Origin of the sequence: Micromonospora narathiwatensis (assembly GCF_900089605.1) — a bacterium.
Classification (GTDB): domain Bacteria; phylum Actinomycetota; class Actinomycetes; order Mycobacteriales; family Micromonosporaceae; genus Micromonospora; species Micromonospora narathiwatensis.
Map to the genome: position 1 here is coordinate 4,928,736 of NZ_LT594324.1, position 18,341 is coordinate 4,947,076.

The window sequence follows — 18,341 nt, forward strand, 5'->3', positions numbered from 1 at the left end:
ACAACTCAGATCGCCAGCTGCCAGTCCGTCGAGCCGGCCGCCGGGCGGAAGCCGAGCTGCTCGTTGATCGCGATCATGTGGGCGTTCTCGGCCGCGTTGTACGTGTCGATCGTCCGCAGCCCGGGCTCGTGTGCCAGGGCGTGCTCCAGATTCTCGATCTTGGTGAACAGGCCGAGCCGGTGACCGCGGTGGTCCGGGTCGACGATGGTGATCTGCTGCCAGGCGTGCCGGGTGGTGTTCGCGTCGAGGCTGAGCATGCTCCAGGCGGCCAGCCGGCCGGACGCCTCGTGCACCGCGCCGGCGTTGTAGCGGCGGACTCCCCGCGCGTCCAGCGCCCGCTCCCGGCCCCGGATCCGGTCGGCGTCCATCTGCTCCTGCTCCCACCGGAGGTCCCCGAGGGGAGCGTCGACCAGCAGCCGGCCCTCCAGATGGGCGACGTCGCCGACGTACTCCTGCGGGGCGTGGTCGCCCCAGCGGACCGTGCGGTAGCCGGCGGCGGCCGCCCCGGCCTCGGCCAGGAGGGCCGTCAGCCCGGACCGGTCGAGCGCGGCGACGTCGAGTCGGCGGCGGACGTCGGCGAGCGCCGGACGGGCGCCGACGGCGGCGGCGAAGGCGGCCCCGGGCAGCTCCCGGCCCTCCTCCCCGGGCAACGGGGTGACGGTCGAGCCGACCATCCGCTTGCCGCCGTGCTCCCGCAGCAGCCGCAGGCCATGCTCGTGCAGCGCGCGCCCCACCCCGCGCCGCCGGTACGCCGGGTCCACCACCAACTCGGCGCTGGCGGTCTCGGTGTTGTCCAGCGTGTGCAGGTACAGACGGATCCAACCGGCGGGCACCCCGTCGAGCCGGGCCACCGACCAGCGGGTGTCGATCCCCGGCATCGGATGCCGGAGCGGCGCCCCGAACCGCCGCCGACACAGCGGCGGGAGGTCCGGCTCGTCCAGGGCCTGGGCCGCGACCGCAATCCGGTACGTCTCGTCGAGCGTGGCGTGGTCGTCCGGGTCGAGCGGGGTGACGGAGATGGCCATGGAGCGAGCCTGCGTCACGCACAGCGAAGGGGCCAGCGGATTTCCCGCTGGCCCCTTCGGAAGTTGGTCGGGAGGGACGTCCGCACAACGCCTCCGGCGTTGGGCCAAAAGACCTAAAAGTCTTCGGCGGATGCCCTCCCGCACCGAGCATCTTCCGCCGTCCGGTTCCTGCCGTCAAGTCCTTGTCGGCGGATTTTCCACACTCACAGCGAATGGCCAGTTACCCCGCGAAACGACCCGATCCCCCGCCCGGGCGATCCGCCCCTCCCCCGGCCGGCTGGCGCGGGCCTGGTCTGGGGCGGGCCTGGTCCGGGGCGGGAGTTCGGCGATCCGGCGGTGTCGGAGGAGCCAGGGACGCCGCCAGATCGCCGACCCGGTGTCAGCCCAGGAGCCCGGCGTCACGCGCGGCGCGCAGCGAGGGCCTGATGCGGTGGGTCGGGCCGACCTGGGCCGCCACCGCGTCGATCGTCTTGAGTCCCTCGCCGGTGTTGAAGACGACGGTCTCGGCGGCCGGGTCGAGGCGACCCGACTCGACCAGCTTGCGCAGCACCGCCACGGTGACCCCGCCGGCGGTCTCCGCGAAGACCCCGGCGGTACGGGCGAGCAGCCGGATACCGGCCCGGATCTCCTCGTCGTCGACGTACTCCATCCAGCCGCCGGTGCGGCGCACCGCCTCTAGGGCGTAGAGGCCGGCGGCCGGGTCGCCGATGTTCAACGACTTGGCGATGCCGGTCGGCTTGACCGGGACGATCGTGTCGCTGCCGGTGTGCAGCGCGGTGGCGATCGGGTTGCAACCGGCGGACTGGGCGCCGAACACCTTCCAGCCCCCGGCCGGCGCCTCCACCAGCCCGATCTCGACCAGCTCGGAAAACGCCTTGTCGATCTTCGTGAGCAGCTCCCCGCTGGCCATCGGGATGACCACCTGGGCGGGGATCCGCCAGCCGAGCTGCTCGGCCACCTCGTACCCGAGGGTCTTGGAGCCCTCGGCGTAGAACGGCCGGACGTTGACGTTGACGAAGGCGGTGTCCTCGAACTCGTCGGTCTCCACCAGCTCGCCGCAGAGCCGGTTCACGTCGTCGTACGAGCCGTCGATGGCGACCAGGTCGCCGCCGTAGACGGCGGTGGTCACCACCTTGCCCTGCTCCAGGTCGCTGGGGATGAAGACCACCGAGGGCGCCCCGGCCCGGGCCGCGTGGGCGGCGACCGAGTTGGCCAGGTTGCCGGTGGAGGCGCAGGCGTACCGGGTGAAGCCGAGCGCCCGGGCGGCGGTCAGCGCCACCGAGACCACCCGGTCCTTGAACGAGTGGGTCGGGTTGGCGCTGTCGTCCTTGACCCAGAGCGGGGCGGTGATGCCCAGTTCGGCGGCCAGGTGCGGGGCGGCGACCAGCGGGGTCAGCCCGGGGTCCAGGGTGACCCGGGTGGCCGGGTCCTGGCCGGCGGGGAGCAGGGCGGCGTACCGCCAGAGGTTCTTCGGGCCGGCCTCGATCTGTTCCCGGGTGACGGCGGCCAGGGCGGCGGCGTCGTAGTCGACCTCCAGCGGGCCGAAACACTCGTAGCAGGCGTGCTGGGCGGCGAGCGGGTAGCGCGCGGAACACGCGCGGCAGACCAGGGCGCGGGCCGGGCTGAGGGTGGTGTCGATGCCGGAGGCGGCAGGAAGCGTCGACGTCATGTCGAGAAATTCCTCTCATCTTTCCCCGCATCGCCGGGTGCGGCGGGGACGGAATTGGCACCTGCCCGCCGTCGCTCGACGTCGAGCGCGCGGGTGGTTGCCGGGGCGTCATCGGGCCGTATCCCTCAGCCCCTCTGGATGAGGTATGCAGTTGTGCGGTCAAGTCTATGCGGGGTCCGCCGCCAGCGCGACCAGGTGTTCCACCTGGTGAGCCGGTGAGTCGGGAGACACGTGGCAGGATCGCCGGGATGGGGATGACGGCACGGCTCGGCGCGCTGGCCGGCACCGTCCTACTCGCCGCCTGCACGCCCGTACCGACCGGCACCCCGGTCGGCGGCGGCGACGCGCCGATCCGGTCCACCACCGCCACTCCGGACCTCGCCGCCTGCCCCGCCGACGGGATACGCATCACCGCGCTCGGGGTGAGCGCCGCGATGGGCCTGCGGGCGATGGGCCTGGATCTGGTCAACTGCGGGACCGGGCCGTACGCGCTGGAGGGTCACCCGGTGCCGCGGCTCCGGGGATCGATCGATCTCGGCAACACCGGCCGGCTCGGGGTCAGCGCCTGGAAGCGGGACGACCGTCCCGCCCCGACGCCCAGCGCCCCACCCCCCGTCCCCGACAGCCGCCGCTGAGCACCCCGCTCAAGATCTTGGTAGGAATCGGCCCCTGGAGGGGCCATTCGCTACCAAGATCTCGAACGGGCGTCGGGTCAGGCCAGGCGCGGTGGCGGGGTGGGGCGGCGGCGCAGCTTCGCGTCCAGCGCCAGGTTGCCCGGGCCGAGCACCGCGATGAGCACGAACGACCAGCAGAAGAGGGCGGCCATCTCACCGCCGTTGCGCAGCGGCAGCAGCCCGTGCGGTTGGTGCACCACGAAGTACGCGTACGCCATGGAGCCGGAGGCGAGTAACGCCGCGGGCCGGGTCACCAGGCCGACGAGCACGAGGCCGCCGCAGACGAGTTGGATCAGCGCGGCCCACCAGCCGGGCCACTGCCCGACCGGGATCGCCTTGCCGCTCATCTGGTTGCCGCCCAGCACGCCGAAGACCGACGCCGCGCCGTGGCAGACGAAGAGCAGACCGATGACCATGCGGAACAGGGAGAGTGCGGGACCGTTCAGCCGGGCCGGAACCATCAGAACCTCCATTGACGAGGATGGATGGATTCCAGGATGCGACTCGAACGTATCGAAGTTAATAAATTCCTTCCTGGTGGGACGATCCGCAATGCCCCTGTTCAGAAGAGTGGGAACGCTCCCATGATATCGCCGTTTGTCAACTGTCTCCCGCCTGCGCCGGTCAGCTCGTGACGTCCTTGCGGGTGAAGCGCCAGAACGCCAGCGCCCAGAATCCGGTGGCGTAGACGATCGCCGAGATGGCTCCGCGTACCAGGTCGTCGGTCTGCACCGGGGTGGAGAGCAGGCCCAGCCAGGCGCTGCTGTAGTGGGTGGGCAGGAACGCGCGCAGCCCGCCCAGCGCGGTGATCTGGTCCAGGATGCTGGAGAGGATCCAGAGCAGCACCGCCCCGCCGACCGCGCCGAGCGCGGCGTCCGTGGTCACCGAGAGCAGGAACGCCAGGCCGGCCACCACCAGCAGGATGATCGCCAGGTAGCCGAGCACCGCGAGCAGGCGGAGCAGCCCCTCGGCCGGAGGCAGCTCGGCGGAGACCTGGCTGCGCAGCGGGGACCAGCCGTACCGGAGGGTGCCGGCGAGCAGCGCGGTGCCGGCGAGCAGCAGCAGGGCCAGCCCCGAGTACGCGAGCGCGACCAGCAGCTTCACCGTCAGCAGCCGGGCCCGGGGAACCGGGATCGCCAGCAGGTAACGCAGGCTGCCCCAGCTCGCCTCGCTGGCCACCGTGTCCCCGCAGAACAGCGCCACCACCACGACCAGCAGGAACGATGACGACACGAAGATCGAGAAGAGGGTGAAGTTCAACCCGCCGGAGACGGCCAGGTCGACCAGGCTGCCGAACTCGTTGTTCCGGTTCCGGTCCGCGTTGCCGGAGTTGAACTGGAACGCGATCAGGATGATCAGCGGCAGCAGCACCATGAACCCGAGCGCGAGCTGGGTACGCCGCCGCGCCGCCTGCCGGCCGAACTCGGCCCGGAACGGCAGGGTCGCCGACGGCCGGTAGCCCGGCGCCGCTCCGCCCCGGCCCGCCGTACGCACGGATGACGACTGTCCCATCACCGGTCCCCGCTCCCCCGAGAGTTCTCGCCGACCAGGGCGAGGAACGCGTCCTCCAGGCGACGCCGGGGCACCACCCGGTCCACCCCGATGCCGGCCCGGACCAGCTCGGCCACCACCTCGCTGCGGGCGGTGCCGTTGGTGTCCACCACCAGCCCGCCGTCCCCGCCGGGCAGCACCCGTACGCCGTCCAGCCGGTCGAGCACGCTGCGCGCCGCGTCCGGGTCGCTCACCTCGAAGAGCACGCTCGGCGACTCGCCGACGATGTCCTCGACCGGACCGGAGGCGACGATCCGCCCCTTGGTCACCACGACGGCGTGGGTGCAGGTCTGTTCCACCTCGGCCAGCAGGTGGCTGGAGACCAGCACCGCCCGGCCGTCGGTGGCGTACCGCTGGAGCACCCGGCGCATCTCGGCGATCTGCGGCGGGTCCAGGCCGTCCGTCGGTTCGTCGAGCACCAGCAGCTCGGGCAGGCCCAGCATGGCCTGCGCGATGGCGAGCCGCTGTCGCATGCCGTGGCTGTACTTGCGGGTCTTGCGGTGCACCGAGTCACCCAGCCCGGCGATCTCCAGCGCCTGGTCGAAGTGCGCCTCCGCCCAGGGCCGCCCGGTCGCCCGCCAGTACGCCTTGAGGTTCTCCAGGCCGGACAGGTGCGGCAGGAAGCCCGGCCCCTCCACCAGCGCACCGATCCGGGAGAGCACCGGCGAGCCGGGCACCAGCCGGTGCCCGAAGACGTAGATCTCGCCGGCGGTGGGCTGGGTCAGCCCCATCAGCACCCGCAGGGTGGTGGTCTTGCCGGCGCCGTTCGGCCCGAGCAGGCCGACCACCTGGCCGGGGTGCACCTCGAAGTCCACGTTGGAGACGGCGACGAAGCCGTCCGCGTACTCCTTGCGGAGCTGGCGGACGGCGAGCGGCACGCCCGCGTACTCCGGGTGGACCGAACTGTCCTGGCGGCGGTGCCGGCGGCGGGCGAGCAGGACGACCACGGCGAGCCCGACCGCGATCGCGGCGAGCAGGCCGACCAGCGCCCAGCGCCAGACGGTGGCCGTGGTGGGGATCGGCTGGGCGTCGACCGTGGGCAGGGTCAGCGGGCCGCCGCCGAGGGCGACGGTGTGCACGGCCGGCTCGGCCGGGGTCGCGTACGCCTGGTCGGAGGTGGACACGACGACCCGCAGCCGGTGCCCGGACTCGATCCGGCGGACGATCGCCGGCAGGGTGACGGTGACCGGCTGGGCGGCGTCGATCGTCGCCGGCAGGCCGGTCAGCCGGACCGGCGCGACCAGGCCGTCGGGCAGGGTGGCCGCGCCCTTCGGATCGACGTCGTAGAGCTTGACGAAGAGCACCGCCGCGCCGGTGGGCGAGGCCGCCCTGATCCGTACGGTCGGCGCGCCGACCACGTCGACCGGCTCGGCCAGCGGCTCGGACTCGAACCGGGCGTGCTGGCCGGGGATGTCCCCCGCCACCCCGTTCAGCAGCGAACCGATCGCCCCGGCGAACGGCACCGAGGAGATCGCCGCCGGGTTGCCGTTGGGCGGGTTGGCGATCGGCCGGGCCGGGCCGGTCAGCGTGACCTCGGTGCGCCCCTGCCCGGCCACGCCGGGATAGTCGGCGGTGTGGTAGCCGGTGGCCACCAGGCCCCGGTCGAGCGCGTCGAAACCGGCGATCCGGGAGAAGGTGAAGGACCCGCCCGGCGCCGAGCCCTCGCCCTTGACGTAGTGGTCGAGCCACTGCGCGGTGAGGAACTTCACCCGGTCGGAGTCGGAGGTGGGACCCGCGCCGCCGTCGTGGCCGCCGGTGAACCAGGCGACCCGGACGGGGGTGCCGGCGGCGGCGATGCCGCGCGCGTTGGCGTCCGCCTCGGTGAGCGGGAAGAGGGTGTCCGCCTCGCCCTGCACCAGCAGGGTGGGCGCCTTGATCCGGTCGAGCACCCCGGCCGGTGAGGAGCGGCGCAGCAGCTCGACCGCCTGGGCGTCGGCCCGCCCGGTGGTGGCGATCCGCAGGTACGCGGCGCAGACGTCGGCGGCGAACCGACCGCAGGACGGGTCGGCGGGGCCCCCGGGCACCCGCCCGGAGCTGGTGCCGGGACCGGCGCCAGGCTGCGGGCTGGGCGCGCCGGCCGACGCGGGGGCGCCCTCGGGCTGGCCGGCGGTGTTGCCGGAGACGCCGGCCGGGCCCGAGCCGACGTTGCCGCCGCCGCCGAAGAAGAGGCCGGCCCAGCCCTTCTTGAACACGCCCTCGGTGGGTTCCTTGCCGGTGCTCTCCGGCAGGAACGACCGGGACAGGTCGTTCCAGGTGATCATCGGGACGACCGCGTCGACCCGGCTGTCCTGCGCGGCCAGCAGCAGGGCCAGGCCGCCGCCGTACGAGCCGCCGACCACGCCGACCCGGGGGTCACCGGCCGTGTCGAGGCGGATGTCCGGGCGGGCGGCGAGCCGGTCGATCAGGCGTTGCGCGTCCCGCACCTCGTAGTCCGGGCTGTCCAGGTGGATCTCCCCGCCGCTGCGGCCGAAGCCCCGCGCCGTCCAGGTGAGCACGGCGTACCCGTGGCCGGCCAGGTCCTCCGCGTCGGCGCGGACCGACTCCTTGGTGCCGCCGAAGCCGTGCGCCAACAGCACCGCCGGGACCCGGTGCCGGGCCGAGGCGTCGCGCGGCAGATAGAGCGTGGTGTCCAGGTCGACCGGCTGGTCGCCGGCCGGTCCGGAGCGGACGGTCACCAGCGCCGACTCGGTCCGGAACCCGGGCCGCTGCGGCCGGGCCGCCCAGGCCACGGCGGCGGCCACCAGGACGACCGCCACCGCCCCGGCGACGACCCGGCGGCGGCGGGTGGCCAGGGCACGCCGGATCCGCGCGGCGGCGAGCGGTGATCTCATGCGGCACACGGTACGGCTCGAACCCTGTGTGGTACCTGAGATCCGCCGTACGGCCGTCCGGCTGCCTCGTTCGGCGGGTGGATCCGGTCGACCGTGGAACGCCGAGCGCATTCCGGCGAACGGAATTCTGATCGCGTGAATTCACGCCTACGCCCGCAAAACGCCACCGATCCGGCTATCTCGGCGACCGTCGCAAACCGCTGCGTGGTCACCGCACAACGAGCCGTGACACAGCCCGAAGTGACGCTAAGCCGACTCGGCGCGGGCCGTCACGCCTCGCGTGGGTCCGCTAACTTCCGGTCCGTTGCAAAGGATTGCGCACGCAGTCAGTCCAGACCGACCCCGTCATGAAGGACCATCACGGTGACCAGCCCCTTCCGGCACGACAACGTCGAGCGGCAGCGCCCCGCCGGGGCACCCAGCCCCGAGGCCCGCACCTTCCACTGGCTGCTCGACTCGTTCACCTCCAGCACGGCCGGGGTGGTGGAGGCGATAGCGGTCTCCGCCGACGGGCTGCTGATCGCCACGTCGGGCAGCAAGGACCGGTCCAACGCGGAACGGCTGGCCGCCGTCGTCTCCGGCATGACCAGCCTCGCCGGGGGCGCCGCGAAGTGGTACGCGCTGGGCGCCCTCAACCGGGTGATCGTGGACATGGCCGAGGGGTACCTGCTGATCGGCGCGATCAGCAGCGGCTCGGTGCTCGGCGTGGTCGCCGACCGCTCGGCGAACCTCGGCACCGTGGCGTACGAGATGACGCTCTTCGCCGGCCAGGCCGGCGGGACGCTGAGCCCGCGGCTGATCAACGAGCTGAAGAACGCCGTACCGCCACCCGTGGCGGACCGGGCGGGCCGGGCGAAGGGAGCCTGAACCCACCGCCGAGCCGACCCCTGGCCAGGGCAGGGCTGACCGGGCGGACGCGCGTCCCGGCCCGTGCCGGCGCCGCGGGCACCGCCGGCACGGGCACGACCTGCGGCCGGCGGCTACTGTCGGGCGGGTGGCGGAACCCGAGCTGACCCTGACCGCGAGTCTGCGGCCGGCCGCGCTGGACGCCCGGCGTGGCGTCGTCCGCCTGCACCCGGAGGTGCTGACCGCGCTGGCGCTGCGTCCCGGCGACCCGGTCCGGCTGGCCGGCCGCCGGGTGACCGCCGGCATCGTCGCCCCGGCCGAGGCGACCGCGAGCAGCGCGCTGCTCTACGCCGACGACCTGATCCTGGGCAACCTGGGCCTGCGCGACGGCGGGCAGGTGCGGGTCAGCCCGCTGCCGGTGGTCCCGGCCCGCGCGGTGACCCTGGCCGGCCCGGTCGGGATCGTCGCCGCGGTCTCCCCGGAGATGCTCCGCCTCGCCCTGCTCGGCAAGCCGGTCACCACCGGCGACGACGTCTCGCTGCTGCCCCAGGACGTGCTCCCCGACGCCGCGGTCCGCGGTCTGGTCGAGGCCGCCCGGCGCAGCCTCGCCAACACCGTCGGGTACGCCTGGACCAGCACCCTGCTCACCGTCGTCGCGGCCGATCCGGCGGCCGGCGCGCTGGTCACCATGGACACCGTGGTCGGCTGGGAGCACGGCCCGGCCACCCGCGGCTCCGGGACGGCCGGCCAGGACCCGAGCGGCCGGCTGGCCCCCGACGCGACCGGGGCCGGCGGCCGGGCGCCGATCGACCGGCCGGGCGGGATCGGGGCCGAACGGGCCTCGGCGGCCCCGCCGGAGCCCGGCCTCGCCGAGCCGACGGAGGCGCCGGGCCTCGACGAACTGCCCGGGCTGCGGGCCCAGGCCGAGGAACTCACCGAGCTGCTCGACCTCGGTTTCAACCACCGGGAGGTGCTGGGCCGGCTCGGCACCGCCGTGTCGCTGGGCGTCCTGCTCAGCGGGCCGGCCGGCTCGGGCAAGTCGGCGCTGGTCCGCGCGGTCGCCGCCCGGGTACGCGCCCGGGTGTGCCCGCTGTGGGCGCCGGAGCTGGCCGCGCTGACCAACGACGCGGCGGCCCGCCGACTGCGCGAGGCGGCCGGGGCGGTACGCGCGAACGGCCCCGCCGTCCTGCTGGTCACCGACATGGAGGCCGTCGCCCCGGCCGACGAGCCGGGACCGCTGGCCACGGTGTTCCGGCAGGTCGTCGCCGAGACGGTCCGGGCCGGGGCGGCCGTGGTCTGCACCACCGGCCGCCCCGAGGCGGTGGACCCGGCCCTGCGCGCCCCGGACCTGCTCTCGCTGCGGATCACCGTCCCCCTGCCCGACCAGGCGTTGCGGCGGGAGATGCTGACCGTGCTCACCCGACAGGTGCCGCTCGCCGAGGACGTCCGGCTGGACGAGGTGGCCGCCCGTACGCCGGGGTTCGTCGCCGCCGACCTGGCCGCGCTGGTCCGCGAGGCCGGCGTACGCGCCGCGCTGCGGCAGAAGACGGCCGAGACGCCGACGGTGGCGATGGCCGACTTCACCGCCGCGCTGGAGGTGGTCCGGCCCACCACGATGGCCGGGTCCACCCTGGAACTGGCCTCGGTGACCCTCGACGACGTCGGGGGCCTGCACGAGGTCAAGGAGACGCTGACCGAGTCGGTGCTCTGGCCGCTGACCTACCCGGACACCTTCGCCCGGCTGGGCGTGACGCCCCCGCGCGGGGTGCTGCTCTACGGGCCGCCCGGCTGCGGCAAGACGTACCTGGTCACCGCGCTGGCCGGCTCGGGGCGGGCGAACGTGCTGTCGGTGAAGGGCGCGGAACTGCTCTCCAAGTGGGTGGGCGAGAGCGAACGCGCGGTCCGGGAGCTGTTCCGCCGGGCCCGGGAGGCCGCGCCGACGCTGGTCTTCCTGGACGAGGTGGACGCGCTCGCCCCGGTCCGCGGTCAGGCCACCGACGGCGGTACGACCGACCGGGTGGTGGCCGCCCTGCTCACCGAGCTGGACGGGGTGGAGGCGCTGCGCAACGTGGTGGTGGTCGGCGCGACGAACCGGCCGGACCTGGTCGACCCGGCGCTGCTCCGCCCCGGGCGACTGGAACGGCTGGTGTACGTGCCACCGCCGGACGGCCCCGCCCGGGCGGAGATCCTCGGGGCCGCCGCCCGGAACGTCCCGCTGGCCGACGACGTCGACCTGGCCGCGCTCGGCGCGGAGCTGGACGGCTTCTCGGCGGCCGACTGCGCTGCCCTGGTCCGCGAGGCGGCGCTGGCGGCGATGCGCGAGTCGCTGGCCGCCGCCACGGTCACCGCCGCGCACGTCGAGACCGCCCGCGCCCGCGTCCGCCCCTCCCTCGACCCCGCCCAGGTCTCCTGGCTCGCCGCCTACGCCGAGAAGCAGACGGGCTGAGCCGCCGCTTCGGCGGGACCGGTCGCCGCTACGGCCGTCACTCGCCGGGCTCGTCGCGCGGCTGCGAGCGGCGTACCTGCTCGGATCCCCGGTGCCGCGGCGGCTCCTCCGGCTCGGGCCGCTCGGCGTACTCGGCGTCGTCGTAGTCGTCGCCCTCGTCGTAGGCGTCGTACTCCTCCTCCTCGGGCGACCGGCGGCGGTGCGGCGGGCGACGGTGCCCGCCCTCCTCCTCGGGCCCCCCGGCACGGCCCCGCTCCGGTCCCTCCCGGGTCCGCTCCTCGCGCAGCGCGGTCTCGTGGTCCTTGACCACCCGGGAGTCCTCGATCTCGCCGCGCCACCCCTCGACCGAGTCGGGGTCGAGCACGGTACGGGTCATCACGTGCCGGACGAAGTGCTTCAGCTCCAGCCGCACCCGGCGCCCCTGGGCGCGCCAGAGGTTGCCGGTGTGCTCGAAGAGGCCCTGCGGGTGGTACTCCAGGACGACGAGGATCCTGGTCAGCTCGGGCCCGACCTCGTGGAAGCTGACCGTGCCGTCGACCGCGCCCTTCTCGCCCTTGGAACGCCAGTGGATCAGGCGGTCCGGGATCTGCCGGACGACCGTCGACTCCCAGGTCCGGTGCGACCAGAACACCTGGGCCTTCCAGGTCAGGTTCTCGTCGGAGTCGGTCTCGGCCCGGGCGACCGTCTTCATGAAGGTCGGGAAGTCGCCGAACTGGGTCCACTGGTTGTACGCGACCCGGACCGGCACGCCGACCTCGATGGTCTCCACGATGTTGGTGACCTTCGGCTTCCGGCCGCCCCGACCACCCTTGCCGCCAGCGCCGAACGCCGACATCAACCTCTCCTTACCGCCGGCCAGACCGGCATGGAAGATCGCCGTCATCGGGGAGTGGCCCTCGGCGAGTTTGTGCACGCCGGTGGCCGCGGCGATCAGTCCGGGACCGCCGCCCTGCCTGGCGTACTCGCTGAGTCGGCCGGTGGCGCCGGTGATCCGCTCGGTCATCACCTGCACGGCCCGCTCACCGATCGCGGCGGCCAGGTTGCGCAGCTCGCCGCCGAGCTGATCACGTGCCTTGTCGGCGAGGTTGTCGGTCGCCATGGTCACCGCCTCCGCCGCCGGCCGGCAGGTTCCGCCCGGTCCTCGTCGTCACGCGCTGCGGGCTGCTCGGCCAGCTCCTGCTCCTCGTCGGGGGCCGACCGCTCCGGCGGCTCCTCGCCCTGCTGACCGGTGCCGGACCTGCGGCGCAGCGCGTCGGCGCCGTCGCGCAGCCTGCCGCTCAACGCATCGATGCCGCCGCCGGCTGCGGCCGTCGCCGCGGCTCTGCCAGCGGTGGCGAGCGGACCGCCGAGCCGGGCCAGGTTGCCGAGCTGGGGGGAGGTGTTCAACAGATCCGTGCCGTACTTGAGCAGGCCACCGGGCTGTTGACTGGCCCGGCCGATGGCCACCGCGGCGGCGAGGGTGAGGGCGCTACGCAGCTTCCTGCGGCGGCCGATGACGTAACCGAGGCCCACCGCCAGTGCGATCCGAGCTCCGCTCTTCATCAGTTCTCCTTCGCTCCCCGGCGGACGAGGACACCTCTTGCGTAGGGCAGGCCGGAAAACAGCTACCGGGGATCAGCGGAAAAGAGCCCGCGACCGGGCGTCCCATATGTGCGGACCCGGCGGGCAGTACCCCAGCCCTCGGCCACAAAACATTCCCGCACTGTTCCGCAAGGCGCACCACAGCGGGCATTCGGAGGCCCGGCCCCAATCAGTGCAAGACTGCCGCAAAACAGTCAGGCAGGTCGACGCGAGCAGGAAGAAGGCGATGAACGACGGAAGGGAGTGAACGGATTCAGCGTGCGGGAAGGGCCGAATCCAGACACATCTCGGCGTGCAACTTCCCGTCCCGCTCGCGCAATTTCGCGCCGCATTTCCTGAGAACGGATACGGCGCCCTGGTTCTCCGGCGTCGTATCGGCCACAACCGTGTGCATGCCGGCCGCCGCGGCGGCGTTCAACAGCTCGCGCAGGGCCGCCGCACCGAGCCCCCGGCCCCGCGCCGAGCGCCCCAGCCACATCCCGGTCTCCACCGTCCCGGGCTCGTCGCGGCGGGTCATCCGGACCATGCCGACCACCTCGCCGCCGGCCACGATCGCGTACATCCGGGTGCGGGTGGGGCCGTCCAGGCCGCCGAAGCTGGCCCGGTGGAACGCCCGGAACGCGTCCCGACGGGCCAACGACCAACCGGCCGGAGCCTCCACCGGGGGCATGACGTCCTCCGGCTCCGCCTCGGCCGCGGCTACGGAGAGCAACGGCTCCAGGTTTCGCTCGTCCACCAACTCCAGTCGTACGACACCCGCCACGAGCCGCAGTCTGCCGGCCGTACCGGCCCAAGTCCACCCCTTTGGGCCCGGACTGCCGGTCCGGACGAGCGGATCAGCCGGTCGTACCCCCTCCGTGTTCCACCTCACGCTCCGTTGTCATCCGACCGGGCTTTCCTCCGTCGGCCGACCCTCACCCGGCCGGGTCGAACTCGCAGAACACCACCGAGGCGTCGTCGGTCCGCTTGTGCCGGCGCAGCCGGTCCGGGTGGTCCCGCTCGGCGGCCCGGACCCGACCGATCAGCCCCTCGGGTCCCTCCGCCGCCGTCACGTCCAGCAGGCCGGTCCAGTCGAACAGGCCGAACTGGTCGACCGCGCAGGACGCGCCGTCGCTGAGCAGCGCCGCCCGCCGGAGCGCCCCCGGCCCGCGCAGCGGCAGCGTCCCGGTCATCGCGTGGTACGCGGCGTCCGGGTCGGCGGCGGCGACCCAGTAGCCGTGCGTCCGGTTCATCCGCTCCCGCTGCACGATCACCGACCGACGGAACCGGGTCACCGGGTCGGCGTCGGCCCCGGGCAGTTGCGCGGTGGTACGGCGCAGGTCCGCCATGGCCGCGTCGAGCCGCCCGTCGGAGACCACGCTGACCTGGCCGCCGACGTCCAGCACCAGCGGGCTGTCGCAGAGCACCAGGTAGTCCACCTGGTCGCCGCCCTCGCGGAGCAGGCAGACGGTGGACGACGGGGTACCCGGGTGGTCGAGGTCGCACTGCCCGCCGTGGTCCGCGCGGACCGCCAGGAGAGCCGCCGCCAGGCTGCTCATCAGCGTCGCCGCCGGACGGGCCGCGACAGCCAGGCCGATCCGGGCGGCCAGGTGCCGGACGTACCAGGCCGGCCCGTGTACGCAGCCGGTGTCGAAGCCCTCCGGCACCGTGGCCCCGTCGAGGACCCCGACCAGCGGACCGAACCCGAAGACCACGTCCTCGTTGACCAGCCGGCCGGGGGCCGGGTCGGAGGCGGAACGTACCCGCATCATCGGCGCCGTCCCGATCGGCCGCGCCGGCTGACTGCCGGTCGGGTACCGGCGATCTGGTGCCCCCATCCGTCGACTCCCTCCGTCGCCCGCCCGCCTACCCGGACCGGCGGACGCCATGCCCGGGGCGCGTCGGCGGGGCGCCGGTCGGCCTGCCCCCGGTCCGCGTCCTCGCCGCCCCGTCCAGCGGTCACGATCGTCGGCGCTCCGGTCGGGGGGGGGGGGTCAGCGCCGCCGGTTGCGGGTCCGCGCCGAGCGCAGCCGGCGCAGCCGGCCGACCAGCACCGGCTCGGCGGCCAGCGCGGCCGGGTGGTCGAGCAGCGCGTTGAGCAACTGGTAGTACCGGGTGGCGGAGAGCCCGAAGGTGTCCCGGATCGACTGTTCCTTCGCGCCGGCGTGCTTCCACCACTGCTGCTCGAAGGCGAGGATCTGCCGGTCCCGTTCGGTGAGCCCGTCACCCGGCTCGGCCAGCGGGTGTGCATCCTCACCCGCGAGCACCGCGTCCGCTTCCGGCGCGGGTGCGGGGTCGGGGTCGGCCTCGACGGCAGGCGCGGCCTCCACAGCCGGGGCGGAACGGGGCGGCGGGACGGTGACGCCGGTGTCCCGGCGCGCCGCGTCGGCGGGCGGCGGAACGGGCCCGCCGGCCTCTCGGCGCGCGGTGTCGGCGGGCCCGGACGGCTCAGACCGGCCGGTGGCGGCCGGGGAGGCGTCGGCGGGCATGGCGCTCCTCGGGAAGCGGACGACCGACACGGCGAACCGCCGGCCGGGGAGCCCCAGCCTAACCAGAGGCCGCCCCGGCTGCATCGGACGCGACTCCGCGCCGCCGACCCGGGCCGGCGGCGCGGACCACGGTCAGGCGATGTCCCGCCGGCGCATCGCCCAGAACGCGGCGATCAGGACCGCCGCGCCGCCGAGGCCGAGCACCAGCGCCGAGTCCTGCCAGGTGATCAGCAACTGCGCCGGATGGCACTCGCCCTTGGCGAACTCGCACGCCCGGTAGTCGAGCAGTTCCACCTGCTTCGTGAACCACGCCTGGGCATAGGTGGAGAGGACGTACCGGTCACCGAACGGGACCTTGAGCACCCCGACCGCGATGCGGACGGCGACCTCGCTGATCCCGAAGACCGCCACAACGGCGCCGAGCGCCATCGCGGTGTGCCGGCCGAGCGAGGCGAGCGCGAACGCGGCCCCGCCGATCAGCAGGATGAGCCCGACGGCCCGCAGGCCGTCCAGCCCGATCGACTGCCAGGCCCCGGCGGTCATCTTGGCGGTGGTACCCCGGTAGGTGCCGATGAGCCAGAAGGCCAGCGTCCAGAGCGCGCCGAGCACGAGGCTCGCCCCGAGGGACGCGGTCAGCACGGCGGCCAGCTTGGTGCCGAGCACGGTGAGCCGTTTCGGCCGCCACAGCAGCAGGTTCATCATTCCGCCGTTGGCCCACTCGGCGCCGATGAAGGAGGCGCCGACGAGGAACGCGAAGAGCGCGACCGCGCCGGCGAAGACGGCGATGAACATCGGGAACTCGGCCCGGAAGTCGAACTGGTAGGGCAGGTTCCACTTCAGGTCGAACATCTCCGGCTGGGGCATCCAGTCCCGGCCGCAGTTCGGCCCGAACCGCTCCTCGATGTCCTGGTCGCCGCGGGCCTGGGCGGCCTCGCAGGTGGCGACGGTCTTCTTCCAGTCCTCCACCGCCTGGCGGTACTGGGCGTCGGAGGTCGCCTGGGCCTGCGCCACGACCTCCTTGGACAGCTTGTGACTGGAGAAGCTGAACGCGGTGGCCACGCCGGCCAGCCCGAGCACCAGCAGGACCAGCAGCAGCCGGGTGAGCCGGCGCTTGGCCAGCCGGCGCAACTCCGTGACGAACAGGCTCACGCGCCCCAACCTCCTCCGGTGCTGCCGCCGACGCCCGGCTCAGCGACCCTCGTGGACTCGTCGACCTGCCGGTGCTGGCCGGGGACCGGGGCGGTGGCGGTCAGTTCGAGGAAGACGCTCTCCAGGTCGACCGCGACCGGCGTCAGCTCGCTGACGTACAGGCCCTGCTCGGCGAGGAGGCGGCTGACCGTGGCCGGCTTGTCGACGCCGCCAAGCATCAGGTGGTCCGGTTCCGTGGTGGTGACCCGGATCCCGGCCCGGGTGAGCGTCTCGGCGGCCTGTGGCAGATCGGTGACGGCCTCCAGCCGGACCCGTACGGTGCCGTGCGAGTGGGCGGCGAGCACCTGCTCGACCGGCCCGAACGCGACCCGCCGGCCCAGCGAGATGATGGTGACCGAGTCGCAGATGAGCTGGATCTCGCCGAGAATGTGGCTGGAGAGCACCACGGTCATGCCCGAGGCGGCGAGATCCCGCATCAGGCTGCGCATCTCCCGGATGCCACCGGGGTCGAGACCGTTGGCGGGCTCGTCCAGAATCAGCAGCTTCGGGCTCTTGAGCAGCGCCGAGGCGACCGCGAGCCGCTGCTTCATGCCGAGCGAGTAGGTCTTCACCCGCTCGCCGGCCCGGTCGCGGAGCCCGACCAGTTCCAGTACCTCGTCGACCCGCTGCCGGGGCAGCTCCCCGGCCTGGGCGAGCAGGCCGAGGGTGTCGCGCGCGGAGAAGTGCGGGAAGAACTGCGGGCTCTCCACGATGGCCCCGACCTGCCCGGCGACGGTCGGCAGCGCCTGCGGCAGCTCGTGGCCGAGGATGGCCATCCGGCCGCCGTTGGGCCGGATGAGGCCGAGCAGGGTACGCAGCGTGGTGGTCTTGCCCGAGCCGTTCGGGCCGAGGAAGCCGTGCACCTGCCCGGCCTCGACCAGCATGTCGAACCCGTCGAGCGCGTGGCGTGTCCCGCGCTTTCGGCTCCGGTACGTCTTGCGGAGACCCTCGATCTCCAGGACAGCCGTCAAGCTGACCTCCCCCGATGAGTAGTGACAGCGGACACCATACGCGGTATGCAGCGAGGCGCAATACCGGGTATGCAGGGTGTCGCGCGTCGAGCGGGGCCGCTCTTCACGCTCAGGCGCAGATGACGTGCACCCCGGCGTCACGGAACGCCTGCACCACGGCGGCGGACGCGCCGGAGTCGGTCACCAGCGTCTCCACGCGGTCCACCGGGCAGATCCGGGCGAACGCGTGACCGCCCAGCTTGGACGAGTCGGCGATCACCACCACCCGCTTGGCCCGGGCCACCATGAGGCTGTTCATCGCGGCCTCGCCCTCGTGGTGGGCGGCGGCGCCGAGCTGGGGGTCGATCGCGTCCACGCCGAGCAGCGCGACGTCCAGGGTCACCTCGCGCAGCAGCGCCCCGCCCAGCGGGCCGACCAGCTCGAACGACTTGGGCCGGACCACGCCGCCGGCCACCACCACCTTCATTCGCGAGCGGACCAGCAGCTCGTTGGCGATGTTCAGCGCGTTGGTGACCACGGTGAGCTGGGCGCCCTCGGCGCTGGTGTTGAGGTCCGGCCGGACGGCGAGGGCCCGGGCCACCTCGGTGCTGGTGGTGCCGCCGTTCAGGCCGACCACGGTGCCCGGGGAGACCAGCGCAGCGGCGGCCGCGCCGATCCGCTGCTTCTCGGCCGAGTGCTTGGCCGTCTTGTAGCGCAGCGGCAGGTCGTACGAGACGCCGTTGGCGACCGCCCCACCCCGGGTCCGGGTGATCATCTGCTGCTGGGCGAGCTGGTCGAAGTCACGCCGGATGGTGGCCTGGGAGACGTCCAGGCGCCCGGCCGCCTCCTCGACGCTGACCCGGCCACTGTCGGTCAGCATCTCGAGCAGCGCGTTCCATCGGGCGTACCGGTCCACCGCGGGGGCCTCCACTGACTCTGCACGAACCGTGATTGATTGCGTGCACAGTAGTGCGCGAAACTACCAAGGCGCAAAACCCTGAGCTGCGCGATCTCGGAGCCGGTTGCCACGACCACCCGACTTCGCGCAGAATGACGCGCGAAAGGCGGCCATAACGCGCCGTATTGCGCAAGGTCTCCCCTGGCGAGGAGTT

Annotated in this window: 15 protein-coding genes, 2 pseudogenes and 1 riboswitch; of the genes and pseudogenes, 4 read left to right on the forward strand and 13 right to left on the reverse strand. The window is 73.6% G+C overall.

The annotated features are described in order from the left end of the window. Positions 1-5: 5 nt before the first annotated feature. Both GA0070621_RS21510 and thrC read right to left on the reverse strand, forming a co-directional pair. Entirely contained in the window at positions 6-1,025 is a 1,020-nt protein-coding gene (locus GA0070621_RS21510) for a GNAT family N-acetyltransferase (protein WP_091198742.1), read from the reverse strand. Between the two features lie 379 nt (positions 1,026-1,404). After that, positions 1,405-2,694 carry a threonine synthase gene (gene thrC, locus GA0070621_RS21515; protein WP_091198745.1) on the reverse strand — a complete coding sequence of 430 codons (1,290 nt, stop codon included), beginning with the start codon at positions 2,692-2,694 and terminating at the stop codon, positions 1,405-1,407. Between the two features lie 12 nt (positions 2,695-2,706). After that, positions 2,707-2,839: riboswitch (SAM riboswitch) on the reverse strand. A 103-nt stretch (positions 2,840-2,942) separates the two neighbouring features. Here thrC and GA0070621_RS21520 point away from each other — a divergent pair. After that, the gene (locus GA0070621_RS21520; RefSeq protein ID WP_091198748.1) at positions 2,943-3,329 is read left to right on the forward strand and encodes a DUF4232 domain-containing protein; all 387 of its coding nucleotides are present in this window, start codon (positions 2,943-2,945) and stop codon (positions 3,327-3,329) included. A 77-nt stretch (positions 3,330-3,406) separates the two neighbouring features. On the opposite strand, the gene GA0070621_RS21525 is transcribed toward GA0070621_RS21520, so the two are convergent. The 3 genes from GA0070621_RS21525 to GA0070621_RS21535 all read right to left on the reverse strand — a co-directional run bounded on the left by GA0070621_RS21525 (position 3,407) and on the right by GA0070621_RS21535 (position 7,750). Then, complete coding sequence (locus GA0070621_RS21525) at positions 3,407-3,841, reverse strand: DoxX family protein (RefSeq protein ID WP_167667135.1); 435 nt, start codon at positions 3,839-3,841, stop codon at positions 3,407-3,409. 151 nt (positions 3,842-3,992) lie between these two features. Beyond that, positions 3,993-4,880 (reverse strand): ABC transporter permease, encoded by an 888-nt coding sequence (locus GA0070621_RS21530; protein WP_091198750.1) that lies wholly within the window; start codon positions 4,878-4,880, stop codon positions 3,993-3,995. Then, positions 4,880-7,750, reverse strand: a complete 2,871-nt coding sequence (locus GA0070621_RS21535) for an alpha/beta fold hydrolase (RefSeq protein ID WP_091198752.1) — start codon at positions 7,748-7,750, stop codon at positions 4,880-4,882. Before GA0070621_RS21535 ends, GA0070621_RS21530 begins: the two co-directional genes overlap by 1 nt. A 363-nt stretch (positions 7,751-8,113) precedes the next feature. Here GA0070621_RS21535 and GA0070621_RS21540 point away from each other — a divergent pair, with 363 nt between their 5' ends. The 3 genes and pseudogenes from GA0070621_RS21540 to GA0070621_RS21545 all read left to right on the forward strand — a co-directional run. Continuing rightward, positions 8,114-8,617, forward strand: a complete 504-nt coding sequence (locus tag GA0070621_RS21540) for a roadblock/LC7 domain-containing protein (RefSeq protein WP_091198754.1) — start codon at positions 8,114-8,116, stop codon at positions 8,615-8,617. Positions 8,618-8,744: 127 nt separating this feature from the next. Continuing rightward, positions 8,745-9,404, forward strand: a pseudogene (locus tag GA0070621_RS31310) (AAA family ATPase); the annotation flags it as partial. Positions 9,405-9,473: 69 nt separating this feature from the next. Next, positions 9,474-11,042: pseudogene (locus GA0070621_RS21545) on the forward strand (AAA family ATPase); the annotation flags it as partial. 37 nt (positions 11,043-11,079) lie between these two features. Here GA0070621_RS21545 and GA0070621_RS21550 read toward each other — a convergent pair. From GA0070621_RS21550 to GA0070621_RS21585, 8 genes are all read right to left on the reverse strand, one after another. Beyond that, a complete protein-coding gene (locus tag GA0070621_RS21550; RefSeq protein WP_091202704.1) occupies positions 11,080-12,141 on the reverse strand; it encodes an SRPBCC family protein in 1,062 nt (353 codons plus the stop codon). A gap of 2 nt (positions 12,142-12,143) precedes the next feature. Further along, positions 12,144-12,584: a hypothetical protein gene (locus GA0070621_RS21555; RefSeq protein WP_091198757.1), complete on the reverse strand. Its 441-nt coding sequence runs from the start codon at positions 12,582-12,584 to the stop codon at positions 12,144-12,146. A gap of 292 nt (positions 12,585-12,876) precedes the next feature. Then, positions 12,877-13,386, reverse strand: coding sequence for a GNAT family N-acetyltransferase (locus tag GA0070621_RS21560; protein ID WP_091198760.1), 510 nt, complete (start codon positions 13,384-13,386; stop codon positions 12,877-12,879). A gap of 151 nt (positions 13,387-13,537) precedes the next feature. Then, a complete protein-coding gene (locus tag GA0070621_RS21565) occupies positions 13,538-14,440 on the reverse strand; it encodes a hypothetical protein (protein ID WP_091198762.1) in 903 nt (300 codons plus the stop codon). Between the two features lie 156 nt (positions 14,441-14,596). After that, the gene (locus tag GA0070621_RS21570; protein ID WP_091198764.1) at positions 14,597-15,091 is read right to left on the reverse strand and encodes a DUF3263 domain-containing protein; all 495 of its coding nucleotides are present in this window, start codon (positions 15,089-15,091) and stop codon (positions 14,597-14,599) included. A gap of 132 nt (positions 15,092-15,223) precedes the next feature. Beyond that, on the reverse strand, positions 15,224-16,240 hold the full coding sequence (locus GA0070621_RS21575; RefSeq protein ID WP_091198766.1) for an ABC transporter permease subunit: 1,017 nt from the start codon (positions 16,238-16,240) through the stop codon (positions 15,224-15,226). Continuing rightward, entirely contained in the window at positions 16,237-17,163 is a 927-nt protein-coding gene (locus GA0070621_RS21580; protein WP_197674096.1) for an ATP-binding cassette domain-containing protein, read from the reverse strand. The genes GA0070621_RS21575 and GA0070621_RS21580 overlap by 4 nt, the downstream gene beginning before the upstream one ends. Positions 17,164-17,359: 196 nt before the next feature. Further along, the gene (locus GA0070621_RS21585) at positions 17,360-18,145 is read right to left on the reverse strand and encodes a DeoR/GlpR family DNA-binding transcription regulator (RefSeq protein WP_091202706.1); all 786 of its coding nucleotides are present in this window, start codon (positions 18,143-18,145) and stop codon (positions 17,360-17,362) included. Between the last annotated feature and the right edge of the window lie 196 nt (positions 18,146-18,341).